This window comes from Microbacterium sp. bgisy189, from assembly GCF_057707225.1.
Genome location: NZ_JBYIPT010000006.1, coordinates 137,207 through 151,829 on the forward strand (window position 1 = coordinate 137,207; position 14,623 = coordinate 151,829).

The 14,623-nt window shown below is 67.8% G+C and carries 17 protein-coding genes, 1 tRNA gene and 2 pseudogenes; 5 read left to right on the forward strand and 15 right to left on the reverse strand.

What is annotated here, in order from left to right:
• Positions 1-119: 119 nt before the first annotated feature.
• From AC3ENX_RS09665 to AC3ENX_RS09710, 10 genes are all read right to left on the reverse strand, one after another.
• Positions 120-1,355, reverse strand: a complete 1,236-nt coding sequence (locus AC3ENX_RS09665) for a type II secretion system F family protein (protein ID WP_434811674.1) — start codon at positions 1,353-1,355, stop codon at positions 120-122.
• Positions 1,355-2,500, reverse strand: a complete 1,146-nt coding sequence (locus tag AC3ENX_RS09670) for a type IV pilus twitching motility protein PilT (protein ID WP_434811675.1) — start codon at positions 2,498-2,500, stop codon at positions 1,355-1,357. The genes AC3ENX_RS09665 and AC3ENX_RS09670 overlap by 1 nt, the downstream gene beginning before the upstream one ends.
• 1 nt (position 2,501) lies before the next feature.
• Positions 2,502-3,149 (reverse strand): hypothetical protein, encoded by a 648-nt coding sequence (locus tag AC3ENX_RS09675; protein WP_434811676.1) that lies wholly within the window; start codon positions 3,147-3,149, stop codon positions 2,502-2,504.
• On the reverse strand, positions 3,146-3,784 hold the full coding sequence (locus AC3ENX_RS09680) for a hypothetical protein (protein WP_434811677.1): 639 nt from the start codon (positions 3,782-3,784) through the stop codon (positions 3,146-3,148). The genes AC3ENX_RS09675 and AC3ENX_RS09680 overlap by 4 nt, the downstream gene beginning before the upstream one ends.
• The gene (gene pilM / locus AC3ENX_RS09685; protein ID WP_434811678.1) at positions 3,784-4,854 is read right to left on the reverse strand and encodes a type IV pilus biogenesis protein PilM; all 1,071 of its coding nucleotides are present in this window, start codon (positions 4,852-4,854) and stop codon (positions 3,784-3,786) included. The genes AC3ENX_RS09680 and pilM overlap by 1 nt, the downstream gene beginning before the upstream one ends.
• Before the next feature lie 33 nt (positions 4,855-4,887).
• Complete coding sequence (locus AC3ENX_RS09690; protein WP_434811679.1) at positions 4,888-5,721, reverse strand: prepilin peptidase; 834 nt, start codon at positions 5,719-5,721, stop codon at positions 4,888-4,890.
• A complete protein-coding gene (locus AC3ENX_RS09695) occupies positions 5,718-7,295 on the reverse strand; it encodes a type IV pilus modification PilV family protein (protein WP_434811680.1) in 1,578 nt (525 codons plus the stop codon). The genes AC3ENX_RS09690 and AC3ENX_RS09695 overlap by 4 nt, the downstream gene beginning before the upstream one ends.
• Positions 7,286-7,816 (reverse strand): prepilin-type N-terminal cleavage/methylation domain-containing protein, encoded by a 531-nt coding sequence (locus tag AC3ENX_RS09700; RefSeq protein ID WP_434811681.1) that lies wholly within the window; start codon positions 7,814-7,816, stop codon positions 7,286-7,288. Before AC3ENX_RS09700 ends, AC3ENX_RS09695 begins: the two co-directional genes overlap by 10 nt.
• Positions 7,813-8,241 carry a type IV pilus modification PilV family protein gene (locus AC3ENX_RS09705; RefSeq protein ID WP_434811682.1) on the reverse strand — a complete coding sequence of 143 codons (429 nt, stop codon included), beginning with the start codon at positions 8,239-8,241 and terminating at the stop codon, positions 7,813-7,815. The genes AC3ENX_RS09700 and AC3ENX_RS09705 overlap by 4 nt, the downstream gene beginning before the upstream one ends.
• 92 nt (positions 8,242-8,333) lie before the next feature.
• The gene (locus AC3ENX_RS09710; RefSeq protein WP_434811683.1) at positions 8,334-8,720 is read right to left on the reverse strand and encodes a prepilin-type N-terminal cleavage/methylation domain-containing protein; all 387 of its coding nucleotides are present in this window, start codon (positions 8,718-8,720) and stop codon (positions 8,334-8,336) included.
• 283 nt (positions 8,721-9,003) lie between these two features.
• Between AC3ENX_RS09710 and AC3ENX_RS09715 the strand changes: the two are divergent.
• Positions 9,004-9,375 (forward strand): annotated as a pseudogene (locus AC3ENX_RS09715) (serine hydrolase); the annotation flags it as partial.
• A gap of 113 nt (positions 9,376-9,488) precedes the next feature.
• Positions 9,489-9,932 carry a hypothetical protein gene (locus AC3ENX_RS09720; protein ID WP_434811684.1) on the forward strand — a complete coding sequence of 148 codons (444 nt, stop codon included), beginning with the start codon at positions 9,489-9,491 and terminating at the stop codon, positions 9,930-9,932.
• A gap of 12 nt (positions 9,933-9,944) precedes the next feature.
• Here the strand turns inward: AC3ENX_RS09720 and AC3ENX_RS09725 are convergent, their stop codons facing one another.
• The 3 genes from AC3ENX_RS09725 to AC3ENX_RS09735 all read right to left on the reverse strand — a co-directional run bounded on the left by AC3ENX_RS09725 (position 9,945) and on the right by AC3ENX_RS09735 (position 11,818).
• A complete protein-coding gene (locus AC3ENX_RS09725; RefSeq protein ID WP_434811685.1) occupies positions 9,945-10,217 on the reverse strand; it encodes a DUF7218 family protein in 273 nt (90 codons plus the stop codon).
• Positions 10,218-10,299: 82 nt separating this feature from the next.
• Positions 10,300-11,184 carry an SDR family oxidoreductase gene (locus AC3ENX_RS09730; RefSeq protein WP_434811686.1) on the reverse strand — a complete coding sequence of 295 codons (885 nt, stop codon included), beginning with the start codon at positions 11,182-11,184 and terminating at the stop codon, positions 10,300-10,302.
• A 148-nt stretch (positions 11,185-11,332) separates the two neighbouring features.
• A complete protein-coding gene (locus AC3ENX_RS09735; RefSeq protein ID WP_434811687.1) occupies positions 11,333-11,818 on the reverse strand; it encodes an ASCH domain-containing protein in 486 nt (161 codons plus the stop codon).
• Between the two features lie 167 nt (positions 11,819-11,985).
• Here AC3ENX_RS09735 and AC3ENX_RS09740 point away from each other — a divergent pair, with 167 nt between their 5' ends.
• Positions 11,986-12,186 (forward strand): hypothetical protein, encoded by a 201-nt coding sequence (locus AC3ENX_RS09740; protein ID WP_434811688.1) that lies wholly within the window; start codon positions 11,986-11,988, stop codon positions 12,184-12,186.
• Positions 12,187-12,738: 552 nt separating this feature from the next.
• On the opposite strand, the gene AC3ENX_RS09745 is transcribed toward AC3ENX_RS09740, so the two are convergent.
• The gene (locus AC3ENX_RS09745; protein WP_434811689.1) at positions 12,739-13,680 is read right to left on the reverse strand and encodes a GlxA family transcriptional regulator; all 942 of its coding nucleotides are present in this window, start codon (positions 13,678-13,680) and stop codon (positions 12,739-12,741) included.
• Between the two features lie 108 nt (positions 13,681-13,788).
• Here AC3ENX_RS09745 and AC3ENX_RS09750 point away from each other — a divergent pair, with 108 nt between their 5' ends.
• Positions 13,789-14,100, forward strand: a complete 312-nt coding sequence (locus tag AC3ENX_RS09750; protein WP_200116581.1) for a putative quinol monooxygenase — start codon at positions 13,789-13,791, stop codon at positions 14,098-14,100.
• Between the two features lie 214 nt (positions 14,101-14,314).
• Here AC3ENX_RS09750 and AC3ENX_RS09755 read toward each other — a convergent pair.
• Positions 14,315-14,399: transfer RNA gene (locus tag AC3ENX_RS09755), tRNA-OTHER, on the reverse strand.
• 6 nt (positions 14,400-14,405) lie between these two features.
• Here AC3ENX_RS09755 and AC3ENX_RS09760 point away from each other — a divergent pair.
• A pseudogene (locus tag AC3ENX_RS09760) lies at positions 14,406-14,581 on the forward strand (transposase); the annotation flags it as partial.
• Between the last annotated feature and the right edge of the window lie 42 nt (positions 14,582-14,623).

Consider the following 14,623-nt stretch of genomic DNA (forward strand, 5'->3'; position numbering starts at 1 on the left):
CCGTCCTGGCCGACACCCTGCAGCGCGAAGTCGCCTGGTCACGTGCCCTTTCGAGCCCCTGAAACGGAGCAGGGCGCAAGGCCTCCCCTGCCTCACGCCCTGCCGTCTGAGAACGGCGACTACTGGTTGCCCAGTTCGCCGTAGATCGAGAAGATCGGCATGTAGAGCGACACGACCATGCCGCCGATCAGAATGCCGATGCCGACGATGAGGATGGGTTCGATCGACGCCGTGAGCTGCTCGGTCGCCGTCTCGACCTCACCTTCGTAGAAGTCGGCGATGCTTGCGAGCATGTCGGGCAGTGTGCCCGATTCCTCGCCGACTGATGCCATCTGCGCCACCATCGAGGGGAACACGTCGGCCTTCGCGAGGGGTGCCGAGAACGACTTGCCCTGCTTGACCGACTCCTGCACCTCACGCACCGCCTGCTCGACCGCGAAGTTGTTCGACGCTTCGCCGACGATACCGAGCGCCTGCACGAGCGGCACACCGGCCTTCAGCATCATCGACAGGCCGCGGGTGAAGCGGGCGACCGCGATCTTGGTCGAGAGCGGACCGAACACCGGCAGCTTGAGCTTGAGCGGGTCGACGACCTTGCGGACGTTCTCTTCGTTCTTGTTGCGCACCCACCAGAGCCACCCGATGATGCCGACGAGGATCAGCACGGGCAGGATCCACACCATGTTGTTCGACAGCGTCACCAGGATCTGCGTCGGCAGCGGCAGCTCCGACCCGAGGTTGGTGAACATGCCCGCGAAGATCGGCACGATGAAGGTGACCATCGCGATGACGCCGATGATCGCGATCACGAGCACAATGAGCGGATAGGTCGTGGCCGATTTGATCTTGTTGTTGAGTTCGGCCTCACCCTTGTAGGTCGCCGCGACCGAGGTCAACGACTGCCCGAGAAAGCCGCCGGTCTCACCGACGCGCACCATGCTGACCATGAGCGGCGGGAACACCCGCGGGTGCTTCGCGAACGCGGCCGACAGCGCCGAACCCGACTCGACCGCAGCGTGCACCTGCACGAGCGCGGCCTGCAGCTTCTTGTCTTCGGCCTGCTCGATGAGGATCGACAGCGTGCGCATGAGCGGCAGGCCTGCGTTGATGAGGCCCGCCATCTGCTTGGCGAACACGGCCAACGTGTCGGCCTTGACGCCCTTCTCGAAGCCGGGGATCGAGATCTCACGGTTGAGCCCGGTCTTGCTCGTCAGCGCGACCTCGAGCGGCGTCAATCCCTGCGCGCGGAGCTTGCCGGCGACGGCCGACTCGCTGCTCGCTTCGATCGTGCCCTTGACGATCCCACCGCCGGTCGCGTCGACCGCACGGTAGGTGTACTCCTCGATGAGCGGCATCAGTGCCCCCATCCCACGTCTTGGCGTTCGGCGCCGTGCGCGCTCCACGCATCGGCATCCAAGTCGACCGGCCGCACCCGCACCTCGTCGAGCGAGCGAGGATCGTTCGCGATCGACTTCGCGACGGCCATCGAGATCGTGCCGTTGCCGACCAGCCGCTTGAGGTCCTGATCGAGCGTGTGCATGCCGAGCCCGCCGCCGGCCTGGATCATCGAGTAGATCTGGCTGACTTCGCCCTCGCGGATGAGGTTGGCGATGGCGGGGGTGTTCACGAGCACCTCGGTGGCGATCGCCCGGCCCTCGCTCTGCGCCATCGGCAGCAGCGTCTGGGTGATGATGCCCTGCAGTGTGTCGCCGAGCTGCGTGCGCACCTGCGGCTGCTGGGCGGGCGGGAACGCGTCGACGATACGGTTGATCGACTTCGCAGCGCTCTGCGTGTGCAGCGTCGACAGGACGAGGTGTCCGGTCTCGGCGGCCGTGAGTGCCGTCGAGATCGATTCGGGATCGCGGAGCTCACCGATGAGGATGATGTCAGGGTCCTGACGCAGCACCCGGCGCAGCGCCTCTGAGAACGACGCGGTGTCGCTGCCGATCTCGCGCTGGTGGATGAGTGCGCGTTTGCTGGTGTGACGGAACTCGACAGGGTCTTCGACCGTGACGATGTGGGCCGGCAGCGTGCGGTTGACGATGTCGATCATGGCGCTCAGGGTCGTCGACTTTCCGGACCCGGTCGGACCGGTCACGAGCACGAGTCCGCGCGGCTTGAGCACGAGCTCTTGCGCGACGCTGGGCACACCGAGCTCTTCGATGCTCTTCGTCTTGTCGGGGATGAATCGCAGCGCGACTGCGACGGCTCCCAGCTGACGGAACACGTTCACACGGAAGCGGGCCACGTCGGGCACTTCGAACGAGAGGTCGACCTCGCCCTTCTGACGGAACTCGGCCACCTGCTCCCCCGACAGCATGTCGCCGAGGGCGGATTCGAGCCAGTTCGTGCTGGTGGGCTCTTCATGCCCGGGAATGAGCGCGAGGTCGCCGTCGACGCGCATGAACGGCGGGTGCCCCGCGGTCAGGTGCACGTCGGAGGCGCGCGAGCGGCCCGCGACGGCGAGCATGGATGCCAGGGCGGCGTTCGCGATGGCCATCTCAGCCCTCCGTCCGGATGAAGGCGAGCACGGTCGCGGTGAGGGTCTCGCCGCCGACGTACGTGCCGTCGATGGGTGCGAGCAGCCGCGGTCCGCGCCCGAGGTCGTCGATGAAGCGGGCCGCGGCCTCGGGATCCTCGGTCTTGACGTCGATCGTGATGATGACCTGACGCTGCAGACTCGGGCCGTCCGCAGCGGCCTGCGGCTCGGCCGCACCGGCTTCGCCCGAGTCCGCCCCGTCACCGTCGGTCTCGGCGGCGACCGCCGTCGCGGCGGCTTCTTCGACCACGGTGGTGCGTGCGATGAAGTCCTCGGGGTCGGCGACCGCGACACTGTCGATCATCACGTCAGTGCGTTCGGCGGCCGCGTTGATCAGCTCGAAGACGTCGTCCAGCTGCGGTGCTGTCGCGATCTCACGTCGCAACTCCGCCAGATTCGCATCGATCTCGTCGATGCGGTCGTTCGCCGCTGACAACTGCGCGACCTGCGTCTCGTAGACGACGTTCGTCTGGGCGACCGTGCGCGTCTGCCCGTCGATCGTCTGCGATTGGGAGTACATCGGGAGTGCGACCAGCGCGATGCCCGCCACCACGATGGCGACGACCAGCACGAGTCCGGCCAGATTGATGAGCTGCTTCGTGCTGTTCATTCCGTGACCTCCGCTGCGTAGGCGCCGGTGTAGACCGACTGGTCGAAGCTGATGCGCAGCTCGTACTCGTACGATTCGTCGTCGGCGGTGCTCTGCCATCCGTCGACCTCGAGCACGCTTTCGATGCCGCGCAGCTCGCGGACGAGTGGGACGATCTCGGCCGGCGATGCACTCGACAGCGTGAGCGTGCCGGTGGCTCCCACCTCGAGGGCAGGATCATCGCCCTGCGCCAGCCCACCGGGAGCGAGGCTGAAACCCGTGACACTGACATCTTCGGGCAGTGCGTTGTCGACGGTGGCGAGCAGCTGGGCCCACGTGAGATCGGTTCCCATCGCGGCGGTGCGGAAGTCGGCGAGCTCGCCCTCCAAGTCCAGCTTCGCTCGCACGTCGGTGAGCGCGGCGACCTGCGTGAGCAGCGCGTTCGTGCGAGCGTTCTCCTCAGCCAGCCGCATCGCGGCAGTGACCTGAAGGAAGAAGGTGCCTGCCGCGGCGAGCGCGACGACGAGCAGCGCGCTCACGATTCCCCACATCCATCGTCGGATCAGCGAAGCGCGCTCGCGGCGCGCGGTCTCGGCGCGCGGCATGAGATTGACGCGGGGCGCGGCCCCGAGCGAGAAGACGGCGGCGGTGGCCATCAGCGCACCTCCCCGAGGGCGAGGCCGACCGTGGTGACAGCATTGAGCTCGTCGTCGCGGTTGTCGAGCGCGCCCTTGGTCTTGACGATGCGCGCGACGTCGAGCGCATCGACCGGGATCGGGATGCCGCCCGCGAGCGCCTCGACGACCCCCGGCACCGCGACACCCGCACCGCTGAGCAGCACGCGCGTGATCGGCTGGTCGCCCGCGCGGTCGGTGTAGAAGCGCAGGGTGCCCGACAGTCGGGTCACAAGATCGGCGATGGCCGAGGCCGACATGACCGTCGGGCGGGCCGTCCCCCGGGCCGCCGCGCGAAGGCGGCGGGCTGGCGCCTCGGTCGGCGGCACGGTCTCGAGCAACTCCTCGATGACCGGTACCTCCTGCAGGGCGCCCTCGGCCGCGGCGGCCGCCGCTTGCACGGTCTCGCGGGTGCGGACCGCGTCGGTCGCGATGTCGATGGGGATGATGCGCACGAACTGCGGGATGCCGTCGCGGATCACGACGACATAGCTCGTGTGGTCGCCCAGGTGCAACGCGGCGACGGTCTCGCCGGCCGCAGCGACGCGCGCGACGGCGCGGGCGAGGCCGAAGGGCGCAAGGTCGACCGTGTCGACGGTGAGTTTGGCCTTGCCGACGGTTGCGACGAGGTCGTCGACCGTCTCGGCGACGGCCGCGACGAGCAGGCCGCTCAGCCGCCCGGCCTCCTCGCTGACGGCGTAGAAGTCGAGCACGGCCTGGTCGGCGGGCACCGGCAGCAGGTCCTGCACCTGGAACGGCAGCGCTTGCCGCAGCAGGTCGGGTCGCATCGAGGCGGTGGTGTACTCACGCACCAGGATGCGGCGACTGCCGATGCCCAGCACGACGTGCTTGCTCTTGAAGCCCGCGCGCGACCACAGCTGTCGCAGCGCGAGGACGATGGCATCCCGGTCGATGACCTCGGAATCCTTCGCGGCTTCGGGTGGGAGTGGGACGGAGCCGAAGGCCACGAGGGTGGGAGTGCGGCCGGTGGTCACTTCGGCGGCGCGGACGCCTTCCTCCGTGATCTCCAGGCCGACGATCGTGTTTGCCATGCCCGTCCTCCTTTCTTGTGTGTCCGTGGCTGCTCAGGCGGCGCCGAGCAGGCCGAGGTACCAGCGCGAGACGTCCTGCCCCGCGAAGATGCCGATCCAGGCCCCGACGAGCATCCACGGCCCGAAGGGGATGGCGCTCTTGCGACCGGCGCGGCGGCCGATCATGAGCGCGATGCCGACGATGCCGCCGACGAGGAAGCCGGCGAACGCGCCGACGATGAGCGCGCCCCAGCCGATCCAGCCGAGCGCGATGCCGAGCACGCCCGCGAGCTTCACGTCGCCGCCGCCCATGCCGCCGGGGCGGATGAGCCGCAGCAGCAGGTAGAACGTGTAGAGGGCGGCGCCGCCGACGACGGCGCGCAGCATGGCGTCCCACTGCGCGCAGCACAAGCTGGCGATGAGGAAGAGCCCCAGCATGACGGGGTACGCCGGCAGCACGATCGCGTTCGGCAGGCGACGGACGTCGAGGTCGATGAGGGCCAGCGCGATGCTGATCGCTGCGAGGTAGAGGTAGGCGACGGTGAGGGCATACGCGCCGATCGGCCCGATGCCGGCCCAGGCGTCGATGCTCCACCACGCGACCCCGACGAAGGCGATACCTGTCGCGAGTTCGACCAGCGGGTAGCGGGGCGAGATGGGCGCCTTGCACCCGGCGCACCGGCCACGAAGCAGCAGCCACGACAGCACCGGGATGTTCTGCCAGGCGCGCACCTTGGTGTCGCACTGCGGGCAGCGACTTTCGCGCGTGAGCGGAATGCCGGCCGGCACGCGGTAGATCACGACGTTGAGGAACGAGCCGATGACGAGGCCCAGGATGCCGGCGAACACCAGTGCGAAGGTGAAGAGTCCGGGAGGGAGAGTGCTCATCCCACATCCTCCCAAGCGACGTCACGCTGCGAGATGAGTGTCCCCAGCCCCGCCGCGCCGCCGCCGGTCGACTCGTCGATGCCCATGCCGGGCACACCGATCGGGTCGGCGGTGAATGTGAGGCCGCCACCGTAGTTCCATCCACCGCCGTAGAAGGTGCCGTTCCACTGGTCGTCGATGCCGCCGGCGCCACCGGCGACGTCGATCTTGCACGGCGAGTACGCGATCGCCTTGACACTCGTCGCGATGACGGTGCCGTTGATCTTCAGCGCGCCGTAGCCTGAGCCGCACGTGGGCTTGCTGTCACCGGGCGTCGGGTCTTCGGTCATGACCCACAGCTTGGGCTTGGCGGAGAGCCCGGTCGCGCCCCTGACCTGCAGCGTCGTGAGGTCGAACCCCTTCGCGAGCAGCACGATATTGGTTTTGATCGCGATGTTCGGGTTCGATCCGTTGTTGCTGCTGAACGTGCCGCAATTGCGGGCATCGATGATCGTCGGGCTCGCGTACGACGCGAGCGATGTCCACCCTGTTCCGGGGCTGCTGTTGAAGTACCCGCACGTACCAGGTCCGCTCCCGGAGGCAGCGAGCGTCACGATCGTGAAGCCCGGCCAGTCGGCGGCAGCGAACTTGTACTCGAACCAGCTGGGCAGCGTCGGCGCAACAGGGCCCGCCACCGTCGCGGTTCGGACGACGCCACCCGAGACGACACCGCTCTGGGTGTTGAGGGTGCTGGCTGTCGGCATGGTGAGCGTGCCCTGGATGCGGACGTTGCCGAGCGAGACGTTGCCGTTCGCCGTCACCGAGCCCGCGACGGACTTCCCCTCCCATCCGAAGGTGATGCGTCCGTTGGTGTGGAGGCTGCCGCCGAGGGTGCCGCGCACTGTGCTCGTGCCGGTGCCGCCCGTCGTGACGTTCCCCTTGATCGTGTCGGTGCCGCAGCACATGTCGAGCACGCCTGCCGCCGAGGTGGCAGCCCCGTCGATCGTGCAGCCGCCATTGGCGGAGATGTCGCCGCGCGCGGTGATGTTCGCGGGGATGTGGTTCTGGCAGGTGAACGAGGCCTGCGGCACCACGATGTTCAGCAGGCGCCCCGTGGCGGCGGTATCGACCTCGTGCGTGAAGGTGACGTTCCCGGTGCCGAAGAAGACCATGTCGCCGACGCCTTCCGGCGCCTCGCTGTAGCTGTACACGGCCTGCACGCCGGTCCGCGCACCGTCGACCTCGGAGTACGAGGTGATGGTCGCGAACCCGGCGCCGCACGTGACCGCGTAGTCGTACGCCGGCGATCCGGAGCCGTCGACTGTGATGTCGCTGTCTGAGAGCGTCACACCGGAAGCGGGGCACGACAGGTCGCCGCGCTTGAGGCCTGCGACCACGTCGGCGAGGCCCGCGTCGGCGGCGGCACGGGACTGCGCCGTGCTGCGGCTGTCGACGACGACGCCCGAGGTGTTGGTGACGATCGCGGCGAGGGAGAGGGCGCCGATGCTCAGCACGAGCATGATCACGAGCACGGAGACGAGGGCGGATCCACCGTCGCCATCGGCGCGGAGGCGTCGCACGATGTTCACCAGCATGTGAGTGTTCCTTGTGTCTCGGCTTGGGCGGCCACACCGTCACGGAAGGCGACCGTCTCGTCGCCGGTGGAGATCTCGAAGCCGATGCGAAGGTTCTTCGCGCCTGCGAGTTCGAAGGCGGCGCCGCTGCCGAGCGTGCCGACGGCATCGGTGGCGATCGTCGTCCAAGCCGTCGTGACGGCCCCGATCTGTGTCGTCGACTCCCGGTAGCGGAGGTCACCGCCGACGACAGCCCACGCGCGGCACACGAGACTGTCGTCGGCCGTCACGACGCGTGCATCGACCCGCGTGCCCGAACCGCTGATGCGGAAGTCCTCTGCGTTGCGCACAGAAGACATCAAGGTGGCGCTCACGACGTTGGACTCCCCCGTCGCGTGATCACGTGCCGTCGCGCGCTCCTGCGCGGTGATGCCGTTGATGAACATCAGGGCGAGGAGCCCCAGAAAGAGCGCGGAGACGACGATCACGACGATGAGCTCGACGAGCGTCAGCCCCTCGTCGTCGTGCGGGACGACGCTCATGCGCTCGCCACCGGGATGCGGGTGGGCAACGTGACGAGCACGTCACCGTCGGCGGCGCGGACGGTCACGGTCACGACGACCGTCGTCGGGTACGACGCCGCCCCGCTCGGGCACGAGGCGACGGCGACCGTCGCGGTGTGACCGGTGCCTGCGGGGTCGGAGACCGCGCTCGCCGCGGGCACGGCACGGGTCCGCAGCGCGGCGCAGCTCGTGGGCGACGTCGACTCGGTCGGGAACGCCGCCTTGATGGGGGCCAACTGCGAGTTCGCGAAAGTCGTCGCCGACACGACGTCGCGGTTGACGACGCTCGCGCGCGTCGCACCGATCATGAGCGGCAGGACGGCCACCGCGATGACCATCAAGAGAAACATGGCGATGATGACCTCGACGAGGCTGAAGCCGTCATCGCCGGCACGCTTCTGCACGTGCACCTCCAGGGGAGTGAGGTGTCGGGCGGGATGTGAAGGAAGCGGAGCCGGTCCGTTCGGGTCGGACCGGCTCCGCTGAAAGCCGTGGCTTACGGAAGGGTGCAGCCGGGTCCCGACTCCGAATCCTCCTCGGCGCCGTCGGAGACCGTGATGCAGAAGTTGTCGATCGAGTCGCCGGATGGAGTGATCGTGTAGGTGTCAGCGGCGAGGTTGGCAAAGTCGTCGGTCGCAGGCGCGTACTCATCGTCCTGAGCGAAGGCTGCTGCAGCCTGGCTGGCCGCGTTGGCGGCGACAGCGTCCTGCGCCGTCTGCTCCGCCTGGCCCTGCAGGCCGAGGAAGACGGGAATCGCGACCGCGGCGAGGATGCCGAGGATGACGACGACGACGATGAGCTCGATGAGCGAGAAGCCGGCGTCGCCGTTCTCCTCGCGACGGGCCTTGACGGCGTCCATGTAGTTACGGAAAGTGGCGCGCATGTGTGCAGCTCCTTGGGGAGGAATGGATGGGTTCAGCGCACGACGAAGCAGCGTCTCGGGTGATGTGTCCGGGGGGACCTTGGTCGGGTAACCGCTCGACGTGAACCAGGTCCGACGTTCCGCGTGAGGCACGGTCTGCCGGTCCGTCACCAATAATGAGAGACCTCTCATCTTGTTGTCAATGAGAATCTTGAGATTGGTGTGATAAAAGATCTCTTTCCCTGCCGACAACCGCGGAATTCCGGGGAATCTGGACCCCGAGAATTCTGCTCCGCAGGCTTCGGTGCACGCTCGATCTGCACATGAGAGGTCTCATGAAGTCGCTCCAAGACGTCGTCGACGCCCACGTCGTGCGCGCTGTCGACCGCGGCATCCCGTTCGTCATCGCGGGCCTCCTGGAGGGCGCCGACGACGTACACGTCGGCGCGGCGGGACGAGCGTCGACCCGGGCGACCCCGACGAACCCCGCACCAGGCCGCCCGCTCGGCGCATCACGTCGCGGATGCTGCTGCATCACACCGCCGGCTTCGGTTACGACATGTTCGACGAGCGCGTCGCCGCACGTGCCCGCGCCCGGCCCACGTCGAGCACTCCCCTGCGCGACAGCCTGCGCACCCCGTTGCTGCACGATCCCGGCGAGCGCTGGACGTACGGCACGTCGACCGACTGGCTTCGGCCCACGCCCGCTTCGCCACGCTGCACCGACGGACGGGTGACGGCAGCATCCGCGCGACGCCGCCACCGGCGATCGGCGACCCGGAACTCGACATGGGCGGGCAAGGCCTGTTCGGCACGGTCGCCGATGTCCTGCGTCTGCTGCAGGTCTGGTCGGGCGACGGCAACGGCACCCACGGTCGCGTCCTCACCGCCGAGACAGTCCGGCGCGCACGCAGCGACCCCGGCATCCCGATGCGCCCACTCGAATCGGCGATTCCTGCACTCACGCATCGCGCGGAGTTCTTTCCCGGAATCCCCACATCGTGGGCGACGACGTTCCTGCGCGTCGAGGCCGACGTGCCCGGCAGGCGTCGCGCCGGGTCGGTCTCATGGGCCGGCTTGGGCAACGTGCACTACTGGATCGACCCGGCATCCGGCATCGCGGGCGTCTGGGCCACGCAGCTGCTGCCCTTCTTCGACCGCGCAGCGAACGAGGCGTTCGAGTCGTTCGAACGCGCCGTGTACCGGGTGCTGACGGACGAATACCGAACCTGAGTTCAAGGCGTCTCAGTGGTTGCGAAGCGAACGGATGAGCTCTTGCTTGCGCTGCTTCGAGTAGCCCGTGAGGCCCAGTTCCTTCGCACGCTTCCTGAGTTCGGGCACCGTCCAGTCGTCGTAGCTGCCGGCTTCCCCTCCCTTGCGGCCGATGTCTGAGCGCCCCGACTTCGTGCCGCCCGTCGCATTCGAGATGCGAGCTGCCTTCTCCTTGGAGGCGCCGTCCTTCCGCAACTCCTCATACAGCTCCGGATCCTTCAGTGACGCGTTCTGTCCACGTGGCATCGTGATCTCCCTTCGGTCCTCACTCAACGCTGCGCATGTCGCCATGGCAAGGCGGTTGACAACCTGCACACTGGCGCGCCCCCTACAGTCCCTTGCCGCCTGTGACAGGGATGACAGCGCCCGACACGTATGAGGCATCACCGGATGCGAGGTAGACGTACGCGCCGGCGAGCTCAGCGGGTTGACCCGCGCGGCCGAGTGGCGTGTCCTGCCCGAAGGAGGCCAACCGCTCGGCATCCCATCCCGTGGCAGGGATCAGCGGCGTCCAGATCGGGCCGGGTGCCACAGCATTGACGCGGATGCCGCGTGCACCGAGATCCTGCGCGAGCGCCTTCACGAACGCGACCTGCGCGGCCTTCGTCATCGCATAGTCGATCAACCCGGGCGACGGATTGAACGCCTGAATCGACGACGTGACGATGATCGACGCGCCCGGGTTCAGATGCGGGATCGCCGCACGAGCGGTGAACATCATGGCAGAGAGGTTGGTGCGGAACACGCGGTCCATCTCCTCGGTCTCAAGCCGCTCCAGACCATCGCGATCCTTCTGATACGCGGCGTTCAAGACCAGGATGTCGAGGCCGCCGAAGGCGGTGACCGTGGCGTCGACGATCGAATCGGCGAAAGCCTCTTCACGAATGTCGCCGGCAAGTGAAACGCCGCGACGGCCGGCATCGTTCACCTGCTCGAGCGTCGCATCGGCATCCGCCTGTTCTTCGGGCAGATGCGCAATGGCGACATCGGCTCCTTCGCGCGCGAATGCGATCGCGACGGCTCGCCCGATACCCGAGTCGCCGCCCGTGATGAGGGCGCGCCGGTCTGCGAGGCGCCCACTCCCGCGGTACGAATCCTCACCGTGGTCCGGCGTGGGCCGGGTGCTCCCGGTGAGTCCCGGTTGCTGCTGTGTCTGCTCGGGGAACCCTCCGTCATGGTGACTCTTGCGCGGATCGTGCTTCGAATCGGGCATCACGTCTCCTCAGGTGATCGCGTCACGGCAGACGATACGGACTTGAGGGCGGGGAAGAGACGGGGTTGACAAACCGGTCCTACCCCGACGGTGCGCATCCCTCGCGAGGGAACAACCTGACAGTGGGCGGCTCCCCCACCGTGAACCATCAGTCCGCGTGCTCGGGCGGCCAGACGACCGCGAACCGCTCGAAGACGATCTCGTCAGACTCCGACCACACTGCGCCGCGCGCCGCCGCGGTGCGCTCCCAGTAGCGACGATGCTCCCGCTGCCACGACGCGAGGGTCCCGTCATCCTCCCCCTCGTCCGCGGCGAAGGCCACGTCGGCGGATGCGAACGGGCCGATACGCAGCTCCACGCTGCGGATGACAACGCGCGGCGCCCCGCTGCTGTCGCACGCGATCCAATGCGACCCGACGCGCGGCACCTCGTCCCCGCGCGCGATGAAGTCGGCGACCAGCTCGGCGGTGGCCCGCTTGCGCCCCGACGTCACGGCATCGAGGAGTTCATCCGCCAGTCGCGGCGAGTCGCCGAAATGCTCGACGCTGTACTCACGCGACGCGGCGACGGCGTCAGGATGCGCCCGCCGGTAGTCGTCCCACATCCGATCCGCCGCCGCGATGTCGAGGGGCATGGCCGCAGATGAGAGCGCAGGAGATGTCACTCCACCAATCCTGCCGTGCCACAGCGGTCGCCATCCACCTCCCACGCTGCTACCTCCACGGTCAAGCCGCGTCAACCCCGTGGGCATGGGACGTTCGCGCGACTAGCGTCGACCGCACCCATCTCGAAGGAGCGATGATGACCGCCATGAATCCGCAACCGCCCCTCGTCCCGCCGACCGGCGACGAGCCCGTCGAAGAGCCGACAACCACGGACCCCGACATCGTCATCGACGACGAAGACGATGACGGCGTGCGACTCGATCCCGACGTCAACGACGACCTCGTCGACAGCGCTGAGGCCGATCGCCTCGCGACTGGTGCAGAAGATCAGGACTGATCTCGAGCCCTCTGCCGCCGCGACGCACACCACGTGACGGTCTTCACGACCGACCCGGCGCCGCTGGGCGAAGATGCCGTCGCGCGGCGGGCTTCGTCGGTGAGGTATCGGTATCCGAACGTCGGGTCGTCGTGATGCGCGTCATGCAGCGCGTTGATGGCTCTTCCCAGATGAGGGTGTAGGTCGGCCGGGCGCGTCGGTCCGCAGATAGACGCCGAGATCTCCCGACGATGGAGGTTCCTACGCCATCCATCCGAAAGACCTCGACGTGACCGACGCCCCACCGCCGGCCGGCTTCGGCCGCCCTGACCTGACCGCCTTCGCGTCTTATCCCAATCGGCTCTGATCGGGTCTGCTGATCCTCTCGACGAGAACGCAGCGACATCACAGCCACCCAACCCCGACCGTCCGCGAAGCCGGGACACGTCACATGGCCTGTGCTGCGGTCGCGCTGAGTGTGTCGTCCAGGGGCGACGCGGGAGCGTCGCCGCGACGTGCTGAGAGGTGGTTCCAGTCGAGCACTAGCACACCGGCTACAGGCATTGCGATAGGTCAAGAACGGCGTCGCTCCCTACGCAGGAGGGAGCGCAGAGTCTCGGCGTTCGCGTAGCCGACCCGTAGCGCGATCTCGGCGGAGGTGAGGTCCGTGGTTGCTGAGAGGTGCCGAGCTCGTTCGATGCGAAGCCGTTGGACGAAGCCGAGCGGAGTGAGGTTGAGCGCCGCACGGATTCGACGTTCGAGGGTGCGCCGGCTGGTGCCGAGCGACTGCGCGACGAAGGTGACGTTGAACGGTTCGTCCAGGCGGGCGCGCACGAAGCGTTCGAACTCAACGACGATCGGGTCCTCGTGCCGGAGATGTTCGTAGGCGACGAAGGCCGCCTGCGACGGGCGCTCGTCGATGATGAGGAGCTTGGCGACATGTTGGGCCAGGTCGGGGCTGATCGATCGCACGAGTGAGAGCGCGAGGTCGATGTGGGCGAACGCGGCACCGGCGGTGACGAGGTTCCCGTCGACCACGACCATGGTGTCGAGATCGAGGGCGACGGTCGGATAGCGCTTCAGGAACTCCGGCCCCAGGAACCAGCTGGTCGTCGCGCGCCGATGATGCATCCGTCCGGTCTCGGCGACAGCGAACACGCCGGTGCACGCCGCGGCGATCCGGGTGGTCGCCTCGTCGAGGCGCCCGAGCGAGGCGATGACCGAACGAGCATCTCGGCTCTGGAGGACGTCGTTGGTAGCGGCGGCCGTCAGGGTCCCAAGCGCAGGGACGACGACCACGTCGAACTCTCCGGACTCCGACAGCGGGTGGTCCACCGACAGGGTCATCGATGCCGTCGTCGTCACTCGCCGTTTCGGTCCGAGGATGGCGAGTTCGATCGGGTCGATCCGCGAGTCGACATCGCCGCGGGCACCGTCGGCCACCCGCACGATGTCGATGATCGACGCGATAGCCGAACCGAAGCAGCCGTCGATCGCGATCAGTCCGATACGCATGACGCAAACAATAGCAATACTGCCGTATACGCCACTCCCCACCGGCCCTCGCTCGTCATACGCTGAACTCGCTTCACCAAGAAACCTCGACACCTAGGAGAGTCCCTCATGTCCACACGCGCATCACTTCCGTATGCCTTCGTCGCCAAGATCGTCGCGGCCGATGGACAGCACGACGCGCTCGCCGATCTGCTCGCCGGCGCTGTCGCACTCGCCAACGAAGAAGTAGGAACGATTGTCTGGTTCGCGGTCAGGACCCACGCCGACACCTTCTGGATCTTCGATGCATTCCCCGACGAGGCCGCTCGCGACGCCCACGCCAACGGCGCCATCGTCGCAGCCCTGATGGCCAACCAGCACCTCCTCAGCGCAGCACCCGAGATCCTGGCGGCCGACGTCCTCGCGTCCAAGCTCCCGTAGTCCGCCAACGCACGAGACGATCGCGCCCCGCCGAGCCGTCGCCAGGTCGCGACGCAACGCCATGCTGCGTTGCCCAGCGGTGCGAGGCCTATCGGCACACGGACAGGATGCCGGCCGCCAGCGCTCAGCCGGCGAGGGGGTCCGTCGCAGAGGAGAGCGACGTCAGTGTCGGGCAGAGCCGTGAGGCCAGCGCATCGCGCGACCACCAGAACCGAACAGCCTGTCGGAATCGAACCGACGACCTCATCACGTCGACTTTACGTCTACCGCTTGATGCGCCCACTGGGCGAACGAGCCGCTGACCCGGCGTCCCCAAGGTGCTCACCGAGCTCACACCCTGGGCCGGACCCTGAAGAAGCGAGCCGCTGACGTGCTCGCCTACTTCGAACGACCCGGCACCAGCAACGGGCCGACCGAGGCGGTCAACGGACGGCTCGAACACCTGCGCGGCTCCGCACTCGGGTTCCGCAACCTGACCAACTAACCGGGACGGTTGCCTTCCTCGACGTCGGCTTGACGGAGC